This is a genomic window from Vibrio harveyi (assembly GCF_030060435.1).
GTDB lineage: Bacteria > Pseudomonadota > Gammaproteobacteria > Enterobacterales > Vibrionaceae > Vibrio > Vibrio harveyi.
Genome location: NZ_CP125875.1, coordinates 3,368,620 through 3,388,900 on the forward strand (window position 1 = coordinate 3,368,620; position 20,281 = coordinate 3,388,900).

At 45.9% G+C, this 20,281-nt stretch carries 18 protein-coding genes; 15 read left to right on the top strand and 3 right to left on the bottom strand.

Going from position 1 to position 20,281, the window contains the following annotated elements; all coding sequences use genetic code 11:
- The first annotated feature begins 146 nt into the window (after window positions 1–146).
- From tsaE to hflC, 8 genes are all read left to right on the top strand, one after another.
- The gene (gene tsaE / locus QMY49_RS15960) at window positions 147–611 is read left to right on the top strand and encodes a tRNA (adenosine(37)-N6)-threonylcarbamoyltransferase complex ATPase subunit type 1 TsaE (protein WP_005438321.1); all 465 of its coding nucleotides are present in this window, start codon (window positions 147–149) and stop codon (window positions 609–611) included.
- The gene (locus tag QMY49_RS15965) at window positions 605–2,335 is read left to right on the top strand and encodes a LysM peptidoglycan-binding domain-containing protein (protein WP_005451397.1); all 1,731 of its coding nucleotides are present in this window, start codon (window positions 605–607) and stop codon (window positions 2,333–2,335) included. The genes tsaE and QMY49_RS15965 overlap by 7 nt, the downstream gene beginning before the upstream one ends.
- A gap of 18 nt (window positions 2,336–2,353) precedes the next feature.
- Window positions 2,354–4,417, top strand: coding sequence for a DNA mismatch repair endonuclease MutL (mutL, locus tag QMY49_RS15970; RefSeq protein ID WP_009699455.1), 2,064 nt, complete (start codon window positions 2,354–2,356; stop codon window positions 4,415–4,417).
- Window positions 4,414–5,346: a tRNA (adenosine(37)-N6)-dimethylallyltransferase MiaA gene (gene miaA, locus QMY49_RS15975; RefSeq protein ID WP_005451402.1), complete on the top strand. Its 933-nt coding sequence runs from the start codon at window positions 4,414–4,416 to the stop codon at window positions 5,344–5,346. Before mutL ends, miaA begins: the two co-directional genes overlap by 4 nt.
- Window positions 5,347–5,540: 194 nt before the next feature.
- Window positions 5,541–5,804 carry an RNA chaperone Hfq gene (gene hfq / locus QMY49_RS15980; RefSeq protein ID WP_005451405.1) on the top strand — a complete coding sequence of 88 codons (264 nt, stop codon included), beginning with the start codon at window positions 5,541–5,543 and terminating at the stop codon, window positions 5,802–5,804.
- 38 nt (window positions 5,805–5,842) lie between these two features.
- Window positions 5,843–7,132, top strand: coding sequence for a ribosome rescue GTPase HflX (gene hflX, locus QMY49_RS15985; protein WP_005451407.1), 1,290 nt, complete (start codon window positions 5,843–5,845; stop codon window positions 7,130–7,132).
- A gap of 45 nt (window positions 7,133–7,177) precedes the next feature.
- Entirely contained in the window at window positions 7,178–8,380 is a 1,203-nt protein-coding gene (gene hflK, locus QMY49_RS15990) for an FtsH protease activity modulator HflK (RefSeq protein ID WP_005451415.1), read from the top strand.
- A 2-nt stretch (window positions 8,381–8,382) separates the two neighbouring features.
- Entirely contained in the window at window positions 8,383–9,363 is a 981-nt protein-coding gene (hflC, locus tag QMY49_RS15995) for a protease modulator HflC (protein WP_005438334.1), read from the top strand.
- A 107-nt stretch (window positions 9,364–9,470) separates the two neighbouring features.
- On the opposite strand, the gene QMY49_RS16000 is transcribed toward hflC, so the two are convergent.
- Window positions 9,471–9,656 (bottom strand): DUF2065 domain-containing protein, encoded by a 186-nt coding sequence (locus tag QMY49_RS16000; protein ID WP_005451416.1) that lies wholly within the window; start codon window positions 9,654–9,656, stop codon window positions 9,471–9,473.
- A gap of 173 nt (window positions 9,657–9,829) precedes the next feature.
- Here QMY49_RS16000 and QMY49_RS16005 point away from each other — a divergent pair, with 173 nt between their 5' ends.
- The gene (locus QMY49_RS16005; protein ID WP_005451418.1) at window positions 9,830–11,146 is read left to right on the top strand and encodes an adenylosuccinate synthase; all 1,317 of its coding nucleotides are present in this window, start codon (window positions 9,830–9,832) and stop codon (window positions 11,144–11,146) included.
- Window positions 11,147–11,376: 230 nt separating this feature from the next.
- Entirely contained in the window at window positions 11,377–12,012 is a 636-nt protein-coding gene (gene motX / locus QMY49_RS16010) for a flagellar protein MotX (protein ID WP_005451422.1), read from the top strand.
- Window positions 12,013–12,118: 106 nt separating this feature from the next.
- Here the strand turns inward: motX and hmpA are convergent, their stop codons facing one another.
- A complete protein-coding gene (gene hmpA, locus QMY49_RS16015; RefSeq protein ID WP_005451424.1) occupies window positions 12,119–13,303 on the bottom strand; it encodes an NO-inducible flavohemoprotein in 1,185 nt (394 codons plus the stop codon).
- 111 nt (window positions 13,304–13,414) lie between these two features.
- Between hmpA and nsrR the strand changes: the two genes are divergently transcribed.
- From nsrR to trpS, 5 genes are all read left to right on the top strand, one after another.
- Entirely contained in the window at window positions 13,415–13,840 is a 426-nt protein-coding gene (gene nsrR, locus QMY49_RS16020) for a nitric oxide-sensing transcriptional repressor NsrR (protein ID WP_005451426.1), read from the top strand.
- 117 nt (window positions 13,841–13,957) lie between these two features.
- Window positions 13,958–16,444, top strand: coding sequence for a ribonuclease R (rnr, locus tag QMY49_RS16025; protein ID WP_005451428.1), 2,487 nt, complete (start codon window positions 13,958–13,960; stop codon window positions 16,442–16,444).
- Between the two features lie 76 nt (window positions 16,445–16,520).
- Complete coding sequence (rlmB, locus tag QMY49_RS16030; RefSeq protein WP_005451431.1) at window positions 16,521–17,264, top strand: 23S rRNA (guanosine(2251)-2'-O)-methyltransferase RlmB; 744 nt, start codon at window positions 16,521–16,523, stop codon at window positions 17,262–17,264.
- 125 nt (window positions 17,265–17,389) lie between these two features.
- Window positions 17,390–18,076, top strand: a complete 687-nt coding sequence (locus QMY49_RS16035) for a phosphoglycolate phosphatase (RefSeq protein ID WP_005438341.1) — start codon at window positions 17,390–17,392, stop codon at window positions 18,074–18,076.
- 116 nt (window positions 18,077–18,192) lie between these two features.
- Window positions 18,193–19,230 carry a tryptophan--tRNA ligase gene (trpS, locus tag QMY49_RS16040; protein WP_009703488.1) on the top strand — a complete coding sequence of 346 codons (1,038 nt, stop codon included), beginning with the start codon at window positions 18,193–18,195 and terminating at the stop codon, window positions 19,228–19,230.
- A gap of 51 nt (window positions 19,231–19,281) precedes the next feature.
- Here the strand turns inward: trpS and QMY49_RS16045 are convergent, their stop codons facing one another.
- A complete protein-coding gene (locus tag QMY49_RS16045) occupies window positions 19,282–19,677 on the bottom strand; it encodes a hypothetical protein (RefSeq protein ID WP_005451435.1) in 396 nt (131 codons plus the stop codon).
- Window positions 19,678–20,281: the final 604 nt, after the last annotated feature.

A 20,281-nucleotide genomic window follows, 5' to 3' on the forward strand; every position in this document is an offset into this window, starting at 1 on the left:
AGAATCAGGTAATTAGGTTTTGCCTTATTGGCTACTTTTTTCGCACATATGACATTTGAAAGCTTGTCTCTCAAAACCAACACAGTTTACTATTCCTGTTCTTTTGATTTTTATATAGTCAACGATCATTAGTTAGAGAAACATCAATGAGCACGAAACAATTTAACCTGAAAGATGAGCATGAAACGGTAGCACTAGGTACCGCGTTGGCTCAACTTTGTTCCCAACAAACCACTATTTATCTGCATGGCGATCTGGGTGCGGGTAAAACAACCTTTAGTCGTGGTTTTGTCCGTGCTCTTGGCCATCAAGGAAATGTAAAAAGCCCGACCTATACTTTGGTTGAACCTTATCAGCTGGATAAGTGGCAAGTTTACCACTTTGATCTATACCGACTGGCAGATCCTGAAGAGTTAGAATTCATGGGGATTCGCGATTACTTCACGGATGATGCGATTTGTTTGGTTGAATGGCCAGAAAAAGGGCAAGGAATGCTGCCACAACCGGATCTTGATGTGGATATTCGCTACCAAGGCGAGCAGCGCGTAGCCGAACTTACGGCAAATAATGAATATGGTGTGCAGTTACTCAGTCGATTGGAGCTATGTTGAGTCTTTCAAAATTTAGAGTAGTGGCGGCATTTGTCGCCACTTTTCTCCTTATCATCCCCAATTTAGCATTTGCTAACGTCGTTAAAAGTTTCCGAGTTTGGCCTTCACCAGATGAGACTCGTGTTGTCATCGATTTAAGCGCGGAAGCTGACTATTCCTATTTCTCTTTATCTGGACCGGATCGCTTGGTCGTGGATATTAAAAACACATCTATGCAAGCTAAGTTGCCTGTTACGGTAACGGACAGTCCTGTGTTGAAGCGTGTTCGTAAAAGCTCTCCGCCAAACAAAAGCACATACCGTTTGGTTTTTGAGTTGAAGAAGAGCGTCAAAGCTGAACTGTTTACGCTAAAACCAACGCCAGGTGGTCAGTATGGTCATCGTTTGGTGATTGATTTGCCACATGGGGCGAAAACATCAGCGGCGGCGAGTAATACTTCTAAGCCGAGCAAACCGGCAAAACCAAGCAAAGACATGAGTACGGTCCAACGTGCACAAGAGATTCTGATCGTGATCGACCCAGGTCACGGTGGTGAAGATCCTGGTTCAATTGGTCCATCACGTCGAAAGTATGAAAAAGACGCGGTATTGAGCATCTCTCGTAAGCTTTCAGCCCAGCTAAATGCAGTACCTGGCATCAAAACTCGCATGACTCGTACTGGTGACTACTTCGTCAACTTGAATCGCCGTGTTGCGATTGCTCGTGAACATGACGCACACTTATTAATTTCGATTCACGCCGATGCGTTTACCTCTCCTAAACCTCGTGGTGGTTCGGTGTTCGTGTTAAATACTCGTCGTGCCAATACCGAAATTGCACGTTGGGTAGAGAATCACGAGAAACAATCTGAGCTACTTGGTGGCTCTGGAACGGCATTTGTGAGCAATTCAAATGACCGTAACGTCAACCAAACGTTGTTAGATCTTCAGTTCAGCCATTCGCAAAAAGAAGGTTATAAGTTAGCGACAAACATTTTAGGTGAGATGGGCAAAGTTGCTCGCCTGCATAACTCGAAACCAATCAATACCAGCTTGGCAGTTTTGCGTTCTCCGCAGATTCCTTCTGTTTTGGTTGAAACGGGCTTTATCTCGAACCCAACGGAAGAGAAGTTACTATTCCAACGCTCTCACCAAGATAAGCTAGCGCGTGCGATTACTAAAGCTGTCGTACAGTACTTGAAAGATAATCCTCCAGAAGGCACGGTGTTCTCGTCTTCTGCGAAACCTGTTGTTCATACCGTGAAGCGTGGTGAATCGCTTTCTGTGATTGCACAGAAATATGGCTCGTCGACCAAAGCGATCATGAGCGCGAACAAGCTCAAATCAAGCGGTTTAGCCGTCGGTCAGAAGCTGAAAATCCCGGGTACAGGTGCCGTTTCAGTATCCATCCCGAATAAACCTAACACGGTAGAAACTGAGACAATTACGCACACTGTTAAATCTGGCGAGTTCCTCGGTAAGATCGCAAGCCACTACAAAGTGAGGATTGCTGATATCCGCCGTGAAAATAATTTGAAATCAGATACGCTTTGGGTCGGTCAGAAGTTGAAGATCACCGTTGCGGTGAAAGACAAACCAATTCGCAAACACAAGGTTGCTCGTGGAGAATACCTAGGCAAGATTGCGTCGAAATATGGTGTCAGTGTCTCTAGCATTCGCAAAGCGAACAACTTGCGCTCTGATGAGCTTGCCGTCGGGCAGGTACTGATTATTCCAAACAAGTAAGTGAACTGATAACTCATCATGACCATTAAGATTTTGCCAGCACGATTGGCAAACCAAATCGCGGCAGGGGAGGTAGTTGAAAGACCTGCCTCTGTCGTGAAAGAACTGGTAGAAAACAGTCTCGACTCTGGTGCAACCCGTATCGATATTGATATCGAGAAAGGTGGCGCTAAGCTAATTCGTGTGCGCGATAACGGCAAAGGGATTGTGAAAGATGAGTTAGGTTTGGCGCTAAGTCGCCATGCTACGTCTAAGATCCATACATTGGACGATCTCGAAGCCATCATGAGTTTGGGGTTCCGCGGTGAGGCGTTAGCGAGTATTAGCTCGGTGTCGCGCTTGACCATGACTTCTCGTCCAGCCGCACAGGAACAAGCGTGGAGTGCCTATTCTGAAGGGCGTGACATGAAGGTCAAACTCCAACCGACGGCGCATCCAATTGGTACCTCAGTTGAAGTCTTAGACCTGTTCTTTAATACGCCTGCGCGCCGTAAATTCCTCCGCACGGAAAAAACCGAATTTGCTCACATCGACGAGCTGCTAAAGCGTATTGCGTTAAGTCGCTTTGATGTCACTATCAATGTTCGCCACAACGGTAAAATGATTCGCCAATACCGCGCGGCAAAAAATCAGCTTCAAACAGAAAAACGCATTGCTGCGGTATGTGGTAATGCTTTTGTGCGTAATATGCTGCGCATCGAACTGGAACATCAAGGGCTCAAGCTTCATGGTTGGATTACAACGCCAGAAGGGGCTAGGCAGCAAAGTGATCTACAATATTGCTACGTGAATGGCCGCATGATGCGTGACAAATTGATCAATCACGCGATTCGTCAAAGTTACGAAACCAGCCTCAAACCTGATCAATTCGCGGCGTATGTATTGTTTATTGAGATCGATCCGCACCAAGTGGATGTTAACGTGCACCCTGCAAAGCATGAAGTGCGTTTCCATCAAGCACGTCTGGTGCATGATTTCATCTATCAAGCGTTGGCAGATGCCCTTGCGCAAAGTTCAGTGATTGATAAGCCACATGTGAATGAATCTGCATTCCACCACGCAGATCCTATTGAGGTAGCAGAGTCACTTGAGGCAATGACGTCTCTCCCTGAACCAGAAAGTTCGCCAGAGGCAACTAGCACTCCAGAACTAACTGGTGCTCCAGAACATATCGCTTCCCCAGTGCCAGAACGCGTGTATCAAGCGATTGATAATACCCCAGCCTATCCGGGGCGCTCAGACTACGAAACGAAACCTCGCGATCGTATGCCAAGCGATTCCTCTGTGCGGGAAGCGCGCGTAGCAGACTCGTTCAAGAGAACAGATTGGATTGAATCAAAACCTGCGCCTAAGCCGAGTGCACACAAAGAACAGCGTCATGCTGAGCCAGCACCAAGCAAACAAGAGGTGCGTGCGTATCATGAATTGCTACAGACACCTGATTTTGAACCTCGAAGCGAAACCAGTGCGGCTGCGATCACTAATCAAGCAGAGACAGCTTTAACCCCAGTGATGGCGCTGAGCAAAGCTTTAGCTGTGGTCGATGAGCAGTACGTATTAATGAGCAGCGACAGTGGTGTGGCTTTGGTTGCACTACCAAGAGCTGAGTTCTATCGAACCAAAGGGCAACTCACACCAAGTGATGGTGCATTAAAAGCGCAACCACTACTGGTACCATTATCGGTGAAATTGGAGCCGGAGTTGGTTCAACTTGCGCAGGATTACCAACAAGATTTTGCTCAGTTAGGCATTCAGCTAAAAGCTCGAAATGATAAAGCCTTGATGGTCATGGGCGTACCTTCACCATTGCGTCAACAAAACTTACAAAATTTGATACCAGATCTGTTATCTTACGCGCAAACTCGCGTGACGAGGGAAGTGGCAACGGCTCAGTTATTATCTGAGCTGATAGATTGGCTTGCTTTGCAGGTCACCACAGTTAAGAGCCACTATACTCTTTCCGAAGCCATCCAAATTATTGCGGAACTTGAACAGCTAAGACATGGTCAATTGCCATTAGAAGACACGAAATTTGTGTCTGCTGTTGATTTCTCTGCCACGATTGCCAAATTAAGACCATGACAGACAAACTACCTTTGGCGCTATTTTTAATGGGGCCAACTGCATCAGGTAAAACAGAGCTAGCGATTCGTCTTCGCCAGAAATATCCGGTTGAGATCATCAGCGTGGATTCGGCGTTGATCTACAAAGACATGAACATTGGTACGGCGAAACCTGATGAGCGCGAGCTGAGTCTAGCGCCGCATCGTCTCATCGATATTCTTGACCCGAGCGAATCGTACTCTGCGGCGGACTTCCGTCGTGATGCACTACAAGCAATGGATGACATTGTTGCAGAAGGAAAAATTCCGCTCTTAGTTGGCGGTACAATGCTGTATTACAAAGCGTTACTTGAAGGCTTATCACCTCTTCCTGCTGCAAATCCTGAAATTCGTCAGCAAATTGAGCAAGAGGCATTGACTAAAGGTTGGTCGGTGTTGCACGATGAGCTGAAAGAGATTGATCCTGTATCAGCTGCGAGAATTCATCCAAACGATCCTCAACGTTTATCGAGAGCGTTGGAAGTCTTCCGTATTTCAGGTAAAACTCTTACTGAGTTGACTCAAACTAAAGGCGACAGCTTGCCTTACCGAGTCAAACAGTTTGCAATAGCTCCCAAGGACAGGGCAGAACTTCACCGTCGAATTGAACTGCGTTTCGATAAGATGATGGAAGCGGGTTTTGAAGAGGAAATGAAAGCGTTGTATGCGCGCAAGGATCTTCACCCAGATCTTCCTTCTATCCGTTGCGTTGGCTACAGACAGATGTGGGAGTACTTAGATGGGGACTGCACACGCGACGAAGCCGTTTTTCGTGGCATTTGTGCAACTCGTCAATTGGCCAAGCGTCAAATCACCTGGTTACGCAGCTGGAATGATTTAACTTGGTTGGATAGCGATAACATTGAACAGGCACTTGAAACCATGTCAGAAGCAATAGCATCTGATTGAGATAGCTGTGTATAATGTGATCGTTTTTGCGTGAACGCACTCTCAAAGGATCTGTTATTGGCGGTTTTTATACTATGCTGCTAATTACTTAGGGTGCATTTTTGATTCGTTTAGCTCAGATGCAAAAAGCAGTACCTTTTGCATTGCACCACTAGCTAAATAATTACAACTACAAATTAAATAAGGAAAATAAAATGGCTAAGGGGCAATCTCTACAAGACCCATTCCTAAATGCGCTACGTCGTGAGCGTATCCCGGTATCTATCTACCTTGTGAACGGTATCAAACTGCAAGGTCAGATCGAATCTTTCGATCAATTCGTGATCCTATTGAAGAACACTGTTAACCAAATGGTGTACAAGCACGCAATCTCTACAGTTGTGCCGGCTCGTCCAGTTAGCCACCACAGCGGTGATCGTGCTCAAGGTGATCGTCCACAAGAGAAATCTGAAGATTAATTCTTCATTTAGTATTTTTACAATAAGGAGTTGATTGCTTGTTTGACCGTTATGAATCCGGTGAGCGAGCCGTACTTGTTCATATCAACTTCACGCAAGAAGGTGAATGGGAAGATCTAGCTGAATTCGAAATGCTGGTTTCTTCCGCTGGGGTAGAGACGCTACAAGTTGTGACTGGTAGTCGTCAATCCCCACACCCGAAATACTATGTCGGAGAGGGTAAGGCACAAGAAATTGCTACTGCGGTGCAATTAACTGGTGCTGAAATTGTGATTTTTAATCACTCCCTCTCTCCTGCCCAAGAACGTAACCTCGAAGCACTGTGCAAATGTCGAGTTCTCGACCGCACCGGTCTCATCCTCGATATCTTTGCTCAACGAGCACGAACACACGAAGGTAAGCTACAAGTTGAGCTAGCCCAACTTCGCCATATTTCTACTCGTTTGATTCGCGGTTGGACGCACCTTGAAAGGCAGAAAGGCGGTATCGGTCTACGTGGTCCAGGTGAAACCCAGTTAGAAACCGACCGTCGTTTATTGCGTGACAGAATCAAAGCTATCTTGCGTCGACTTGAAAAAGTGGCCAAGCAGCGTGAACAAGGACGCCGTGCCCGAAACCGAGCTGAAATACCAACCATTTCTCTCGTGGGCTACACCAACGCGGGTAAGTCGACACTCTTCAACCGTATTACAGAAGCTGGCGTTTACGCGGCAGATCAACTGTTTGCTACTCTTGACCCAACTTTACGTAAGATAGAGTTAGCAGATGTAGGACCTGCAATACTTGCAGATACTGTTGGTTTTATCCGACACCTGCCTCACGATTTGGTTGCTGCCTTCAAAGCAACCTTGCAGGAAACGCAAGAAGCTGACATTTTGTTACATGTTGTTGATGCCAGTGACGAGCGTTTTCGTGAGAATATTCAAGCTGTTCATGAAGTCTTAGAAGAGATCGATGCACATGAAGTGCCGACGCTCGTAGTAATGAACAAGATTGACAATCTAGAAGAGCAGAAACCACGTATAGAACGAGATGAGGAAGGCGTGCCTCGCGCGGTCTGGGTTTCTGCAATGGATGGATTAGGCATTGATCTTCTGTTTGACGCGCTGACCGAGCGTTTAGCGTCGCAAATGGTTGAGCATCAGTTGCGAATTCCTCCACAGTATCAAGGACGATTCCGTAGTACATTCTTCCAAATGAAGTGTATTCAACGTGAGGAATATGACCAGGAAGGTAACTTGTTGATCGATATTCGAATGCAACAGGTAGATTGGTCTAGACTTGAAAAAAGAGAAGGGGCAGTTTTAGTCGACTTTATAGTCACTTAAAGGACTGCTACAGTATAACGTCATATCAAATGATGGAGCTTTCTAATGGCGTGGAATGAGCCTGGAAATAACAACGGCAACAATGGCCGCGATAATGACCCTTGGGGTAATAATAATCGTGGTGGCCAGCGTCCTGGTGGCCGAGATCAAGGTCCGCCAGATTTAGATGAAGTGTTCAGCAAACTGAGTCAAAAGCTGGGTGGCAAGTTTGGTAAAAAAGGCGGCGGTGGTTCTTCTATCGGCGGTGGCGGTGGCGCAATTGGCTTCGGCGTAATTGCGGTTATTGCGATTGCGGTGTGGTTCTTCGCTGGTTTTTACACCATCGGTGAAGCAGAACGTGGTGTTGTGCTGCGTTTAGGTAAATACGACCGTATCGTAGACCCAGGTCTGAACTGGCGTCCTCGTTTTATCGACGAATACGAAGCGGTTAACGTGCAAGCGATTCGTTCGCTACGTGCATCTGGTCTAATGCTGACAAAAGATGAAAACGTAGTAACAGTAGCAATGGACGTTCAATACCGTGTTGCTGACCCATACAAATATCTATACCGCGTAACCAATGCAGACGACAGCTTGCGTCAAGCAACAGATTCGGCGCTACGTGCGGTAATTGGTGACTCACTGATGGATAGCATCCTAACAAGTGGTCGTCAGCAAATCCGTCAAACGACACAAGAAACGCTAAATCAAATCATCGATAGCTACGATATGGGTATCGTGATTGTTGATGTGAACTTCCAGTCTGCGCGTCCGCCAGAGCAAGTTAAAGATGCGTTTGATGATGCAATCGCTGCGCGTGAGGATGAAGAGCGTTTCATCCGTGAAGCAGAAGCTTACAAGAACGAAATCTTGCCGAAAGCAACAGGTCGTGCAGAGCGTTTGAAGAAAGAAGCGCAAGGTTACAACGAGCGTGTAACCAACGAAGCTCTTGGTCAAGTAGCTCAGTTTGAAAAACTACTGCCTGAATACCAAGCGGCACCTGGTGTAACTCGTGACCGTCTGTACCTAGACGCGATGGAAGAGGTTTACTCAAGCACATCGAAAGTGTTGATTGACTCTGAATCTAGCGGCAACCTTCTTTACCTTCCAATCGATAAACTGGCTGGTCAAGATGGTCAAACAGACACTAAACGTAAATCGAAATCGACTTCAACGTACGATCACATCCAATTGGAATCTGAGCGTTCGCAAGAAGACACTTCGAACACGCAGTCTCGTTCAACTGGTACACGTCAAGGGAGATACTAAGAATGCGTAAGTTAATGATCCCTGTACTGGTCATCGCACTGGCATTGATGCTGATGTCACTGTTTGTGATTCCTGAAGGCGACCGCGGTATTGTGGTTCGATTTGGTCGTGTCTTGAAAGACAACAACGACATTACTCGTATTTACGAGCCGGGTCTGCATTTCAAAATGCCTTTGTTTGACCGCGTGAAAACACTAGATGCGCGTATCCAAACAATGGATGGTCGTGCTGACCGTTTTGTAACGTCTGAGAAAAAAGACGTAATCATCGATACCTACGTGAAGTGGCGTATTGAGGATTTCGGTCGTTACTACCTAGCAACTGGCGGTGGTAACACGCTGACTGCTGAAGCGCTTCTTGAGCGTAAAGTAACAGACGTTCTACGTGCAGAAATCGGTTCTCGTGAAATCAAGCAAATCGTATCTGGTCCACGTAATAACGACGTACTTCCAGAAGACGCAAGCAGTGATGAAGTGAGCACTGAGGCGGCTCGTGAAGCATTAGAAATCGATGGCGAACGTGACCTAATCATGTCTGAAGTGTTGAAAGACACGCGTGACAGCGCAATGAAAGACTTGGGTGTTCGTATCGTTGACTTCCGTATGAAGAAGATCAACCTACCAGATGAGATCAGTGAATCTATCTACCGTCGTATGCGCGCAGAGCGTGAGTCGGTAGCTCGTAAACACCGTTCTCAAGGTCGTGAGAAAGCAGAAGTAATCCGCGCACAAGCTGAGCTTGAAGTAGCGACGATTCTTGCTGAAGCAGACAAAACAGCTCGTGTAACGCGAGGTGAAGCGGATGCAGAAGCAGCGAAGATCTACGCAGATGCGTACAACAAAGATCCTGAGTTCTTCAGCTTCCTACGTTCTCTAAAGGCTTACGAGAAATCGTTCAGCTCTAAGAGTGACATCCTTGTTCTGGATCCGAAGAGTGAATTCTTCCAATACATGAACAACGCGAAAGGCGCAGAAGCGAAATAACCTAAGCGTTACCGCAAATTGAAAAGGCTCCGTTATGGAGCCTTTTTTGTATCTTTTGTTTCTAACGGTATCTGCTAGACAAATTCAAGATAGAGTCAGAAGCGTGATTAACTCATCATGATAGCGATGACAGCCCCTGCTACCACTAAGCAACCACCAATGCGGCGTAATTGGTTATCTGGCTGCTCACTCAACTGAGCCACCATGTTGCGCCAGCCATTTGGGGCGACCAATGGTCCAATACCTTCAACAATCAATACTAGCCCTATCGCTAGCCAAATAGACTCAGACATCATGATTCCTAGTTGAATTCTGAAAAGTAAATATTATCAGCGATGTAGTGATTTCGAAATGAGCAGGGGTGGCGAGTTTGCATTCTAGTATCAACTCTGTGAACAAAAAATGACTGCAAGAAGAGTGATTCGGTGCTAGAATCCATTTTTAACTAGCAATCAGACTTGGAAAGATGGGAAATAACGTAGTCGTTCTAGGCACCCAATGGGGTGACGAAGGTAAAGGTAAAATCGTAGACCTTTTAACTGAAGATGCAAAATACGTGGTACGCTACCAAGGCGGTCACAACGCAGGTCACACACTTGTAATTGACGGTGAAAAAACCGTTCTTCACTTAATTCCATCAGGTATCCTTCGCGATAACGTAAAATGCGTTATCGGTAACGGTGTTGTACTATCGCCTGAAGCTCTAATTAAAGAAATGAAACCTCTTGAAGAGCGCGGCATTCCAGTACGCGAACGTCTTTTCATTTCTGAAGCATGTCCTCTAATTCTTCCTTACCACGTTGCAATGGACCAAGCTCGCGAAATCGCTCGCGGTAAAAAAGCTATCGGTACAACGGGTCGTGGTATCGGTCCAGCATACGAAGATAAAGTTGCTCGTCGCGGTCTACGCGTTGGCGACCTATTCGATATGGCTACTTTTGCAGAGAAACTAAAAGAAGTAATGGAATTCCATAACTTCCAACTAGTTAACTTCTACAAAGCTGAGCCAGTAAGCTACGAAGAAGTACTTGAGCAAGCGAAAGGCTACGCTGAACTACTAACTTCAATGGTTATCGACGTAACTGACGAACTAGACGCAGCACGTAAGCGCGGCGACAAGATCATGTTCGAAGGTGCACAAGGTACTCTACTTGATATCGACCACGGTACTTACCCGTACGTAACTTCTTCTAACACGACTGCTGGTGGTGTTGCTGCAGGTTCTGGTTTCGGTCCTCGTCACATCGGTTACATCCTTGGTATCGCGAAAGCTTACTGTACTCGCGTTGGTGCAGGTCCATTCCCGACTGAGCTATACGACGGTCTAGACAAGCAAGATCCAGTAGGTAAACACCTAGGTGAAGTTGGTCACGAGTTCGGTGCGACAACAGGTCGTTTACGCCGTACTGGTTGGTTCGATGCTGTTGCTATGCGTCGTGCAATCCAAATCAACTCTGTATCTGGTTTCTGTCTAACTAAACTAGACGTACTAGATGGTCTAGAAGAGCTAAAAATCTGTACTGGTTACAAGATGGAAGATGGCTCTACGCTAGAAGTTTCTCCGATGGCTGCTGAAGCATTCGAAAAAGCAACGCCTATCTACGAAACAATGCCAGGTTGGTCTGAGAACACATTCGGTGCGAAATCAATCGAAGAGCTACCACAAGCTGCTCTAGATTACATCAAGCGTATCGAAGAGCTAACTGGCGTGCCAGTAGACATCATCTCTACAGGTCCTGACCGTAACGAAACTATCATTAAGGTTCACCCATTCGAAGCTTAATCGATACTCGTTAGAGATTATAAAAACCGGCTTTTATAGCCGGTTTTTTTGTATCTGTGAGTTGGGTTCACTGCCGAAAAATGCGACTCGCCGTGGCAAATATTTGCCGTTAAGCTTAAGTAGGAGGCAAAAATTGCCTAAAGCTTAACTGACCTTTGCCGATAAGGTTATCAAGCAGAGGAGATCCTTGGCTGATCTTTGGTTTCTTAGATACCTTAAAGAGTACATTTATGAAGTTACGAACAGTGGCTGCTTCACTGTTATTGATGCTGAGTGCGACATCGGCTTGGGCAGATGTTGCCGATGTAGGGGCGCCTGTCCCCATCTACACCGAAGCAGAGCTTATTAAGCTTATTGAGCAGAATAAGCACTTAGAACGCGTGCGCGCTGATAACTGCCAGCTAGTGGAAGATATCGTGGCACGTGCGACGCGCATTAACTTGCCGTCTTATGAATTCCTTTATGGCGATATGTTGGCGTGGGGCGTATGTGTAGAGCAAGACGTAGAGCTCGGTCTGTACTACATGGAAAACGCAGCCCACCAAGGCTTGCCAGCTGCACTAGAGCAGCTAGGTCGCTATTACTCTCGCGGTACTTTAGTCCAACAAGATAAAGAACGTGCAATCCCATACCTGCGAGAAGCGGCGGCAATGGGCAACTTAAATGCGCGTATTCATCTTGCTGAGCTATTGCTGCGTGATTACGGTAGCCCTTTGGATTACGAAGATGCCTACCGTTGGCTTTATAATTCGGTGACTGCCGATCAAAGAAAGCACAAACGTATTGCGATGCTGAGAAACGGTCTTGAGCAACGCATGCCACAAAACATTATTGCGCGCGCTAAGCGCCGCGACACCTTCTGGTAGGTGTACTCTTAAAACACCAGTAACTTCATAAAGCTCTGCCAATACATACAACAAAGCCCACATCATGTGGGCTTTGTTGTTTTTCCCGAAGCGTAATCGAAGGCGATTAAACGACTTTGTGTGGACCGAAGCACTCGTAATGGAACTGCTCTTGCGCTACGCCAAGCTCAAGCAATTGTTTCGCGACGTGCTGCATAAAGCCAACAGGACCACAGAAGTAGACTTGTACGTTGTCTTGCTTAAGGGCTGCTTCAATTTCAGTTAAGTTGACGAAACCGGTGAAGTGGAAGTCTTCACCAATCTTGTCTTCTGCTGTTGGTTGGTTGTACCAAATCAACGAGTTCATGTTCTCTTTAGCATTTACGAGCTGGTTTACGTGCTGTTTGAATGCGTGTTGTTGACCGTTTTCTGTAGCATGTACCCATGTGACTGGTGCTTGGTGCTCAGAAAGGCTCTCAAGCATTGATAGAGTCGGAGTTAGACCAACGCCCGCTGATACCAAAACAACCGGTGTAGCCGCGTCCACATCCATAAAGAAATCACCCGCAGGTGCCGCAAGTTGCACCTTATCGCCGATGCTCAACTCATCGTGAAGGAAGTTCGATACTTTACCGCCTTCTTCACGTTTTACCGAGATACGGTAAGTGTTCTCTTGAACCGCAGAGGATAGGCTGTATTGGCGAATCTCTTGGTTTTCGAACTTATCACTGTTGATGTAGATACCTAGGTATTGACCAGGTTTGTACTCAGAAACCACTTCACCATCGGTTGGTTTGAAAACAAAGCTACAGATGTTTTCGCTCTCAAGCTGCTTGCCCACCAACTCAAATTCACGCAGGCCACGCCAGCCACCTTGCAGTGCTGCATTCTCTTGGTAGATTTGCTCTTCACGCTGAATAAATACATTGGCCAGCACGCCATAAGCTTCTGCCCATGCATCAATCACTTCCTGACCCGGAGAGAACAACTCGTCGATCGTCGCAAGTAGATGTGTACCAACGATTTGGTACTGATCTTTGGTGATCATAAAACTGGTGTGTTTATGGGCGATTTTTTCTACTGCACCAAGCAGTGCTGGTAGGTTATCGATGTTGGTTGCGTAAGCGCAGATTGCATTAAATAGAGCTTCACGTTGGTCACCATTACGCTGATTACTCATGTTGAAAATGTCTTTCAACTCAGGGTTATGGGTGAACATACGATCGTAAAAGTGTGCCGTTAACTTCGGACCGGTTTCAGCAAGAAGTGGTGCGGTTGCTTTCACGATATCAATGGTTTGGTTGCTGAGCATAATGGCTTCCTATTTAAAGTTGTATTTGTAATGCATGTTTAAAGTTGTATCTCAAATGTATCTTTCGATCAAGAAAAGAATTACAATTTTGCTACTACAGAGGATAGCAACATGCAGTTAACTAGCTTTACCGATTATGCGCTCAGAACCTTGATTTACTTGGCTTCATTGCCAAAAGATGAGCTGACAAATATTACCGAAGTGACTGATTTATTTGGTGTATCACGTAACCATATGGTGAAAGTGATTAACCGTCTTGGTCAGCTTGGTTATGTGCATACGGTGCGCGGTAAAAATGGTGGTATTCGTTTGATGAAAGCGCCGCAAGAAATCACTGTCGGTGGTGTGGTGCGTGATTTAGAGCCATTAGATTTGGTGAATTGTTCTGTGGAATTTTGCCATATCACGCCGGCATGTCGTCTAAAAGAAAAGCTAGCGAAAGCGAAAATGGCGTTTTTGGCTGAATTAGATGGCTGCACGATTGAAGAGCTATTAAGTGATAATTCTGAACTGCTGATCTTACTTACCCGTCCTTAGCCTTCTTAACGTTCTATAAATCTTCTCACTGACACTCTTTTTTAAAGCAATTTCTGTAGCTTATCGAGAGACTCGGATATACTAGCTCTATACCTTCCTTGCTAGATAGGCGTGCCTATGTCAGACAATATTCCAAACGATCCTTTCGCAGATCGTGAATCCAAAAATTACGAAAATCCAATCCCAAGCCGAGAGTTCATTCTTGAGTTTCTAGAAGAAGCGGGCGTACCGATGAATCGCAATGATTTGTTTGAAGCGCTAAAACTTGAAGGTGAAGAGCATTACGAAGGTTTACGCCGTCGACTGCGCGCAATGGAGCGTGATGGGCAGCTCGTATTTACGCGCCGTCAGTGTTACGCGTTGCCAGAAAAACTTGAGATGGTGAAAGGTTACGTAATTGGTCACAAAGATGGCCATGGTTGGGTTCGTCCAGAAGGCAGTGTCGGCAAGGATAATGACATTGTACTGCCGCATCACCAGATGAAGCACATCATCCACGGTGACTACGTGTTGGTGCAACCAACTGACAACAGCAAGCGTGGTCGTCGTGAAGGTCGTCTTGTTCGTGTTTTAGAAGAACGTAACACGCAGATCGTGGGGCGTTTCTTCCTTGAATACGGCTACTCATACGTTGTGCCAGATGACTCTCGCATCAGCCAAGATATTCTGATCCCAAATGAGCACAAAGCAGGTGCTCGTATGGGTAACGTGGTCGTTATTGAGATTACTGATCGCGGCTCTCGCTCACGTGGCATGATGGGTAAAGTGGTTGAAGTTCTTGGTGAGAACATGGCGCCGGGCATGGAAACGCAAATAGCAATCCGTACCCACCAAATTCCACACGATTGGCCAGCAGCCGTCGATAAGCAGATCGAAAATCTGGGCGAAGAAGTTCCAGAAGAAGCAAAAGAAGGTCGTGTCGATCTACGTGACTTGCCGCTAGTAACCATTGATGGCGAAGACGCTCGTGACTTTGATGATGCTGTTTACTGTGAGAAGAAAAAGAGTGGCGGTTGGCGTCTATGGGTAGCGATTGCTGACGTAAGTTACTACGTACGTACAGACTCTGCGTTGGACAAAGAAGCCATCAACCGTGGTAACTCGGTATACTTCCCATCGCAAGTTGTGCCAATGCTACCTGAAGTGCTATCAAACGGTTTGTGTTCACTTAACCCTCAGGTTGATCGCTTGTGTATGGTATGTGAGATGACCATCTCTGACACCGGTAAGCTATCAGGCTATAAACACTACGAAGCTGTGATGAACTCGCATGCGCGTCTGACTTACAACAAAGTGGGTGCGATTCTAGAAGGGGATGAAGAGCTGCGCATGCGTTATCACGCTGTCGTTCCTCACCTTGAAGAGCTGCACGCGATGTACAAAGTACTTAAAGAAGCGCGTGATAACCGTGGTGCGATTGAATTCGAAACCGTTGAAGCTAAGTTCATCTTCAATGCGGATCGTAAGATTGAAAGCATCGAGCCGGTAATTCGTAACGACGCACATAAGATCATCGAAGAATGTATGATCCTAGCGAACATCGCTTCAGCGTCTTACGTTGAGAAAGCAAAAGAACCAGCGTTGTACCGTGTTCACGAATCTCCGGGTGAACTGCGCCTGCAGGGGTTCCGTGATTTCCTCAGTGAGCTAGGTCTGGATCTGAAAGGTGGTTTAGAGCCATCACCAACCGATTATGCAGATTTGGTAAAACAAATTGCAGAACGTCAGGACAAAGAACTGATTCAAACCATGTTACTGCGCTCAATGAAGCAAGCGGTCTACAACGCAGACAATGCCGGTCACTTTGGTCTAGCGCTGAAACGTTACGCGCACTTCACGTCGCCAATTCGTCGTTACCCTGACTTGTTGCTGCACCGCGCAATCAAGTACCTGATTGCTAAAGAAGAAGGTCGCAACCAAGATCGTTGGACACCAACTGGCGGTTACCATTACTCGTTTGACGACATGGACTTCTACGGTGAGCAATGTTCGATGACAGAGCGCCGTGCAGACGACGCAACTCGTGAAGTGGCAGATTGGTTGAAGTGTGAATACATGCAAGACCATGTTGGCGACGAGCTGGATGGTGTTATTGCCAATGTAACCAGCTTTGGTTTCTTTGTTCGTCTGACGGAACTGCATATCGATGGTTTGGTGCATATTTCAACGTTAGCGAACGACTACTACCAATTTGATCCTATTGGTCAAAGACTTATCGGCGAAAGCTTCGGTAACATCTATCGCCTAGGCGATGCGGTAAAAGTGAAAGTGCTTGCGGTTAACTTAAATGACAAGCAAATTGACTTTGAATTAATCGAAACAAGCCGTAAGCTACGCGGCAAAGGTAAGACTGCGAAGAAACGCGCAGCGGATGCCAAACGCAAAGCGAAAGAGAAAAAACGTGCGGCAACCAAAGGCGGCACTCGTGCAATACCTGCGATTGAACCAACCAAGCGACCAGAATCTGCTGAAGCAGAAAAACCTCGCAAAAATGGAGCAAAACGCAGTGACACTGAAGGTGCTAAAAAGCCGAAGAAAGCACGCAAGAAAAAGCCACACAGTAAGCCGAGAAAGACTAAGCGTACTAAGAGCGACGCTGAGTAGGCTGAATCGCCAATCTAGTCTGGATTTAAAGGGGTAGATTGGCGCAGGCAATACGACCAGAACAACAGGTTAAACAATGAGTAACGAATTTATCTACGGCATTCACGCAGTGAAGGCGGTATTGGAGCGCGAACCAGAGCGTTTTATCGAAGCATTTGTACTAAAAGGTCGTCAAGACGATCGCCTAATGCCAATTTTAAATGACCTTCAGGTATGTGGTGTTTCGATTCAGCAAATGACGCGTAAAACCTTGGATGACAAAGCGCGTGGCGCAAACCACCAAGGCATCATCGCTCGCGTGAAGCCAGCGAAACAGCTGAACGAAAACGACATCGATGGCATCCTCGCGCAGCATGAGTCACCGCTACTATTGGTGTTGGATGGCGTGACGGATCCGCATAACCTAGGGGCTTGTCTACGTAATGCCGACGCAGCTGGCGTAGCAGCGATCATCGTACCGAAAGATCGCTCTGCACCGATGAACGCAACTGTAAGCAAAGTAGCTTGTGGTGCAGCAGAAGTCGTGCCATTGATCCGAGTGACCAACTTGGCTCGTACTATGCGTACACTGCAAGAGCAAGGCATCTGGTTTGTTGGTACGGCGGGCGAAGCGACGCACGATATTTACCAAGCAAAACTAACGGGTCCTCTTGCTATCGTAATGGGTGCAGAAGGTGACGGCATGCGTCGTCTGACTCGCGAAACCTGTGATGATTTGATTAAGATCCCAATGGCAGGTAGCGTTTCAAGCTTGAACGTATCTGTGGCATCTGGCATTTGTTTGTTTGAAGCGGTTCGTCAGCGTATTGCTGCAAAGTAATTGCTAAATAAATTTCTAATAAACAAATAGTTACTACAAAGTCAGACACAATGATAAAAACAAAGGATGGGGTGCCATCCTTTGTCGTTTTCACCGATTTATAAATAAAAATCTTCAGGGAAGTTATGACTCAACAAGACATTAAATTCATTGCCTTTGACCTAGACGGTACTTTGCTTGATAGCGTGCCGGATCTAGCGGTTGCGGCAGACCAAGCCGTTCAAGCTCTTGGTTTTCCTTCTGTTTCAGAAGAGCAGGTTCGTGACTATGTTGGTAACGGCGCAGACGTGCTGATTGGACGCTCACTAAGCCAAAGCCTGACCATCAACCCAGAGTTGAGTGAAGAGCTTCGTGCAAAAGCGCGTGTACTGTTTGATGACTACTATGATCAAAGCGGTCACAAATTAAGCCACCTTTACCCGACGGTAAAAGAGACACTGGAAGAGTTACACAAAGCCGGCTTTGTTATGGCATTGGTAACCAACAAGCCTTCGAAGTTTGTGCCTGATGTTTTAGAAAAGCACGACATCGCAAAATACTTTGTTGATGTGCTAGGTGGCGATGCATTTCCTGAGAAAAAACCAAACCCAGTAGCACTGAACTGGCTGATGGAAAAACACCAAATCCAACCAAGTGAAATGTTGATGGTCGGCGACTCGAAGAACGACATTCTCGCGGCAAAGAATGCAGGCTGTGCCTCATTTGGTCTGACTTATGGTTACAACCACGGTGAGTCTATCTCTGCATCAAATCCAGATTTTGTCGCTGACAGTTTGGCAGAATTATTGGACGTTGTAGCGGTTTCTGCATAACGGCTACAAAAGAGCTTCCAAAATACTCGTTAATGAGTACACTGAGTAAACCGTGCACCTATTACTGCACGGTTTTTTTCATTTAATTAGATTAAGAAGTCAAAGGAATCATTCTAATGAGCAAACCCATTGTATTGAGTGGTGTTCAACCTTCAGGTGAACTAAGTATCGGTAACTACTTGGGTGCTCTACGTCAATGGCAGCAGATGCAAGACGATTATGATTGCCAATACTGTGTGGTAGACCTTCACGCGATTACGGTTCGTCAGGACCCTAAAGCGCTGCATGAAGCGACTCTAGACGCACTGGCGATCTGTCTGGCAGTTGGTGTTGACCCGAAGAAGAGCACGCTATTTGTTCAGTCACACGTACCAGAGCATGCTCAACTTGGTTGGCTTCTTAACTGTTACACCCAAATGGGTGAACTGGGTCGTATGACGCAGTTTAAAGACAAATCTGCACGTTACTCAAACGACAACTCAAGCCAATTTGGTGATGTAAACGTTGGTCTGTTTGACTATCCAGTACTGATGGCGGCAGATATCCTGCTGTACGGTGCACATCAAGTGCCTGTAGGTAGCGACCAGAAGCAACATCTAGAGCTAGCACGTGATATTGCTAACCGTTTTAACAATATCTACTCACCAGAGCAGCCAATCTTCCAAGTGCCAGAGCCTTACATTCCGACGGTAAATGCGCGTGTAATGAGCCTTCAAGACGCAACCAAGAAGATGTCTAAATCTGATGACAACCGTAAGAACGTTATCACGCTACTGGAAGAGCCAAAGTCGATCATTAAGAAGATCAACAAAGCGCAAACCGACACAGAAACGCCACCGCGTATCGCTCACGACTGGGACAACAAGGCAGGTATCTCTAACCTAATGGGTCTGTACTCTGCGGCAACAGGCATGAGCTTTGAAGAGATTGAAGCGAAATACCAAGGCGTTGAAATGTACGGTCCATTCAAGAAAGACGTTGGTGAAGCTCTAGTTACTATGCTTGAGCCAATTCAGGCTGAATACCACCGCATTCGTGCTGACCGCGCTTACATGAACGAAGTAATGAAGCAAGGCGCTGAGAAAGCATCGGCACGTGCGGCTGAAACGTTGAAGAAAGCGTACGAAGCTGTAGGTTTTGTCGCTCGCCCATAGGTAAAATTCGAATACAAAAAAGCTCCACCATTGGTGGAGCTTTTTTTATGCTTATTTTCTGGAAGAGGCTTCTTCCTCGCAACGTGCCATATTGTAGTACTCGGCACGTCCTCGTGGTCCTGCAAACCATGCTTTTATAACAAAACCGCGTTCCGTGAAGTAACGCAGATCCTCGCATGCGATTTGATAGCTTGATTCGGTAATCGAAACTGGATCCCAAGCGTAACGCGAGAATCGCGGCAACTGAGCGGTGAAAGTAATCATCCCCTCATCACTTACATCAAAGTGTTCATACTGGTTAAGCTCGGCTTTAGCGTTCTCAATTAAGTGTTGGGTTGTGTTCGGCTTTAATGGTTGGCTTGTCTTGAGTTCGTCTGGGATGGCTTGGCATCCAGCAAGAAATACCGAGCAAGCGAGAGTTAGCGCAACTGGTTGAAATCGTCTCATTTTCAGTCCTGTTTTTAATATGAGTTTTTATGGATATCCTGCTGCGTTGTTATAACCCCTGATTATCAAATTGACTAGGTGTTAGTGTCGAAAATAATGATTAATTTATAAAATCAGCCATTAAAAGGAGAATGATTCGCAATAAAATAAAGAAAATGAACCACTAAATTAGCAAGTGTTGATGTTTATTGCTCGGAAAATGACCTAAGTAATATACGAAACAGCCTTGTTAAAACCATTATTAATATTTTGCTTAACATTATGGGAAATATAAAACTGAGTAATTGATCTAATTTTACATATTTAAAGTTATTGTTAATTCTGTTAACAACAAAATCTGTTGAATGTATAAAACACCTCATAATAATAACTAAATATTTGTGAAACATTTCTCAATTAGCATGCCTTTTACTTTTCTTTTTGCATAAAAAAGAGAGATTTATCTAGTTAATAAATGAATCAAGTTGAACTGTGATCTTCCTCACAAGGAATAGGTCAGGAGACTTTTCGCGCTCAAAACTTACCGATTAAACACTCAATAGTATTGGTTAAATAAACGCCAGAGCCCAGTTTGACATATAGAACGAAATTCCATTTGAAATTA

Bases quoted from the DNA above. Each gene is read 5' to 3' on its own strand.
- QMY49_RS16005 (WP_005451418.1), top strand. From the start codon at position 9,830: ATGGGAAATAACGTAGTCGTTCTAGGCACCCAATGGGGTGACGAAGGT.
- QMY49_RS16035 (WP_005438341.1), top strand. From the start codon at position 17,390: ATGACTCAACAAGACATTAAATTCATTGCCTTTGACCTAGACGGTACT.
- hflC (WP_005438334.1), top strand. From the start codon at position 8,383: ATGCGTAAGTTAATGATCCCTGTACTGGTCATCGCACTGGCATTGATG.
- rnr (WP_005451428.1), top strand. From the start codon at position 13,958: ATGTCAGACAATATTCCAAACGATCCTTTCGCAGATCGTGAATCCAAA.
- tsaE (WP_005438321.1), top strand. From the start codon at position 147: ATGAGCACGAAACAATTTAACCTGAAAGATGAGCATGAAACGGTAGCA.
- hmpA (WP_005451424.1), bottom strand. From the start codon at position 13,303: ATGCTCAGCAACCAAACCATTGATATCGTGAAAGCAACCGCACCACTT.
- QMY49_RS16045 (WP_005451435.1), bottom strand. From the start codon at position 19,677: ATGAGACGATTTCAACCAGTTGCGCTAACTCTCGCTTGCTCGGTATTT.
- trpS (WP_009703488.1), top strand. From the start codon at position 18,193: ATGAGCAAACCCATTGTATTGAGTGGTGTTCAACCTTCAGGTGAACTA.
- mutL (WP_009699455.1), top strand. From the start codon at position 2,354: ATGACCATTAAGATTTTGCCAGCACGATTGGCAAACCAAATCGCGGCA.
- hflK (WP_005451415.1), top strand. From the start codon at position 7,178: ATGGCGTGGAATGAGCCTGGAAATAACAACGGCAACAATGGCCGCGAT.
- hfq (WP_005451405.1), top strand. From the start codon at position 5,541: ATGGCTAAGGGGCAATCTCTACAAGACCCATTCCTAAATGCGCTACGT.
- motX (WP_005451422.1), top strand. From the start codon at position 11,377: ATGAAGTTACGAACAGTGGCTGCTTCACTGTTATTGATGCTGAGTGCG.
- rlmB (WP_005451431.1), top strand. From the start codon at position 16,521: ATGAGTAACGAATTTATCTACGGCATTCACGCAGTGAAGGCGGTATTG.
- nsrR (WP_005451426.1), top strand. From the start codon at position 13,415: ATGCAGTTAACTAGCTTTACCGATTATGCGCTCAGAACCTTGATTTAC.
- miaA (WP_005451402.1), top strand. From the start codon at position 4,414: ATGACAGACAAACTACCTTTGGCGCTATTTTTAATGGGGCCAACTGCA.
- QMY49_RS15965 (WP_005451397.1), top strand. From the start codon at position 605: ATGTTGAGTCTTTCAAAATTTAGAGTAGTGGCGGCATTTGTCGCCACT.
- QMY49_RS16000 (WP_005451416.1), bottom strand. From the start codon at position 9,656: ATGTCTGAGTCTATTTGGCTAGCGATAGGGCTAGTATTGATTGTTGAA.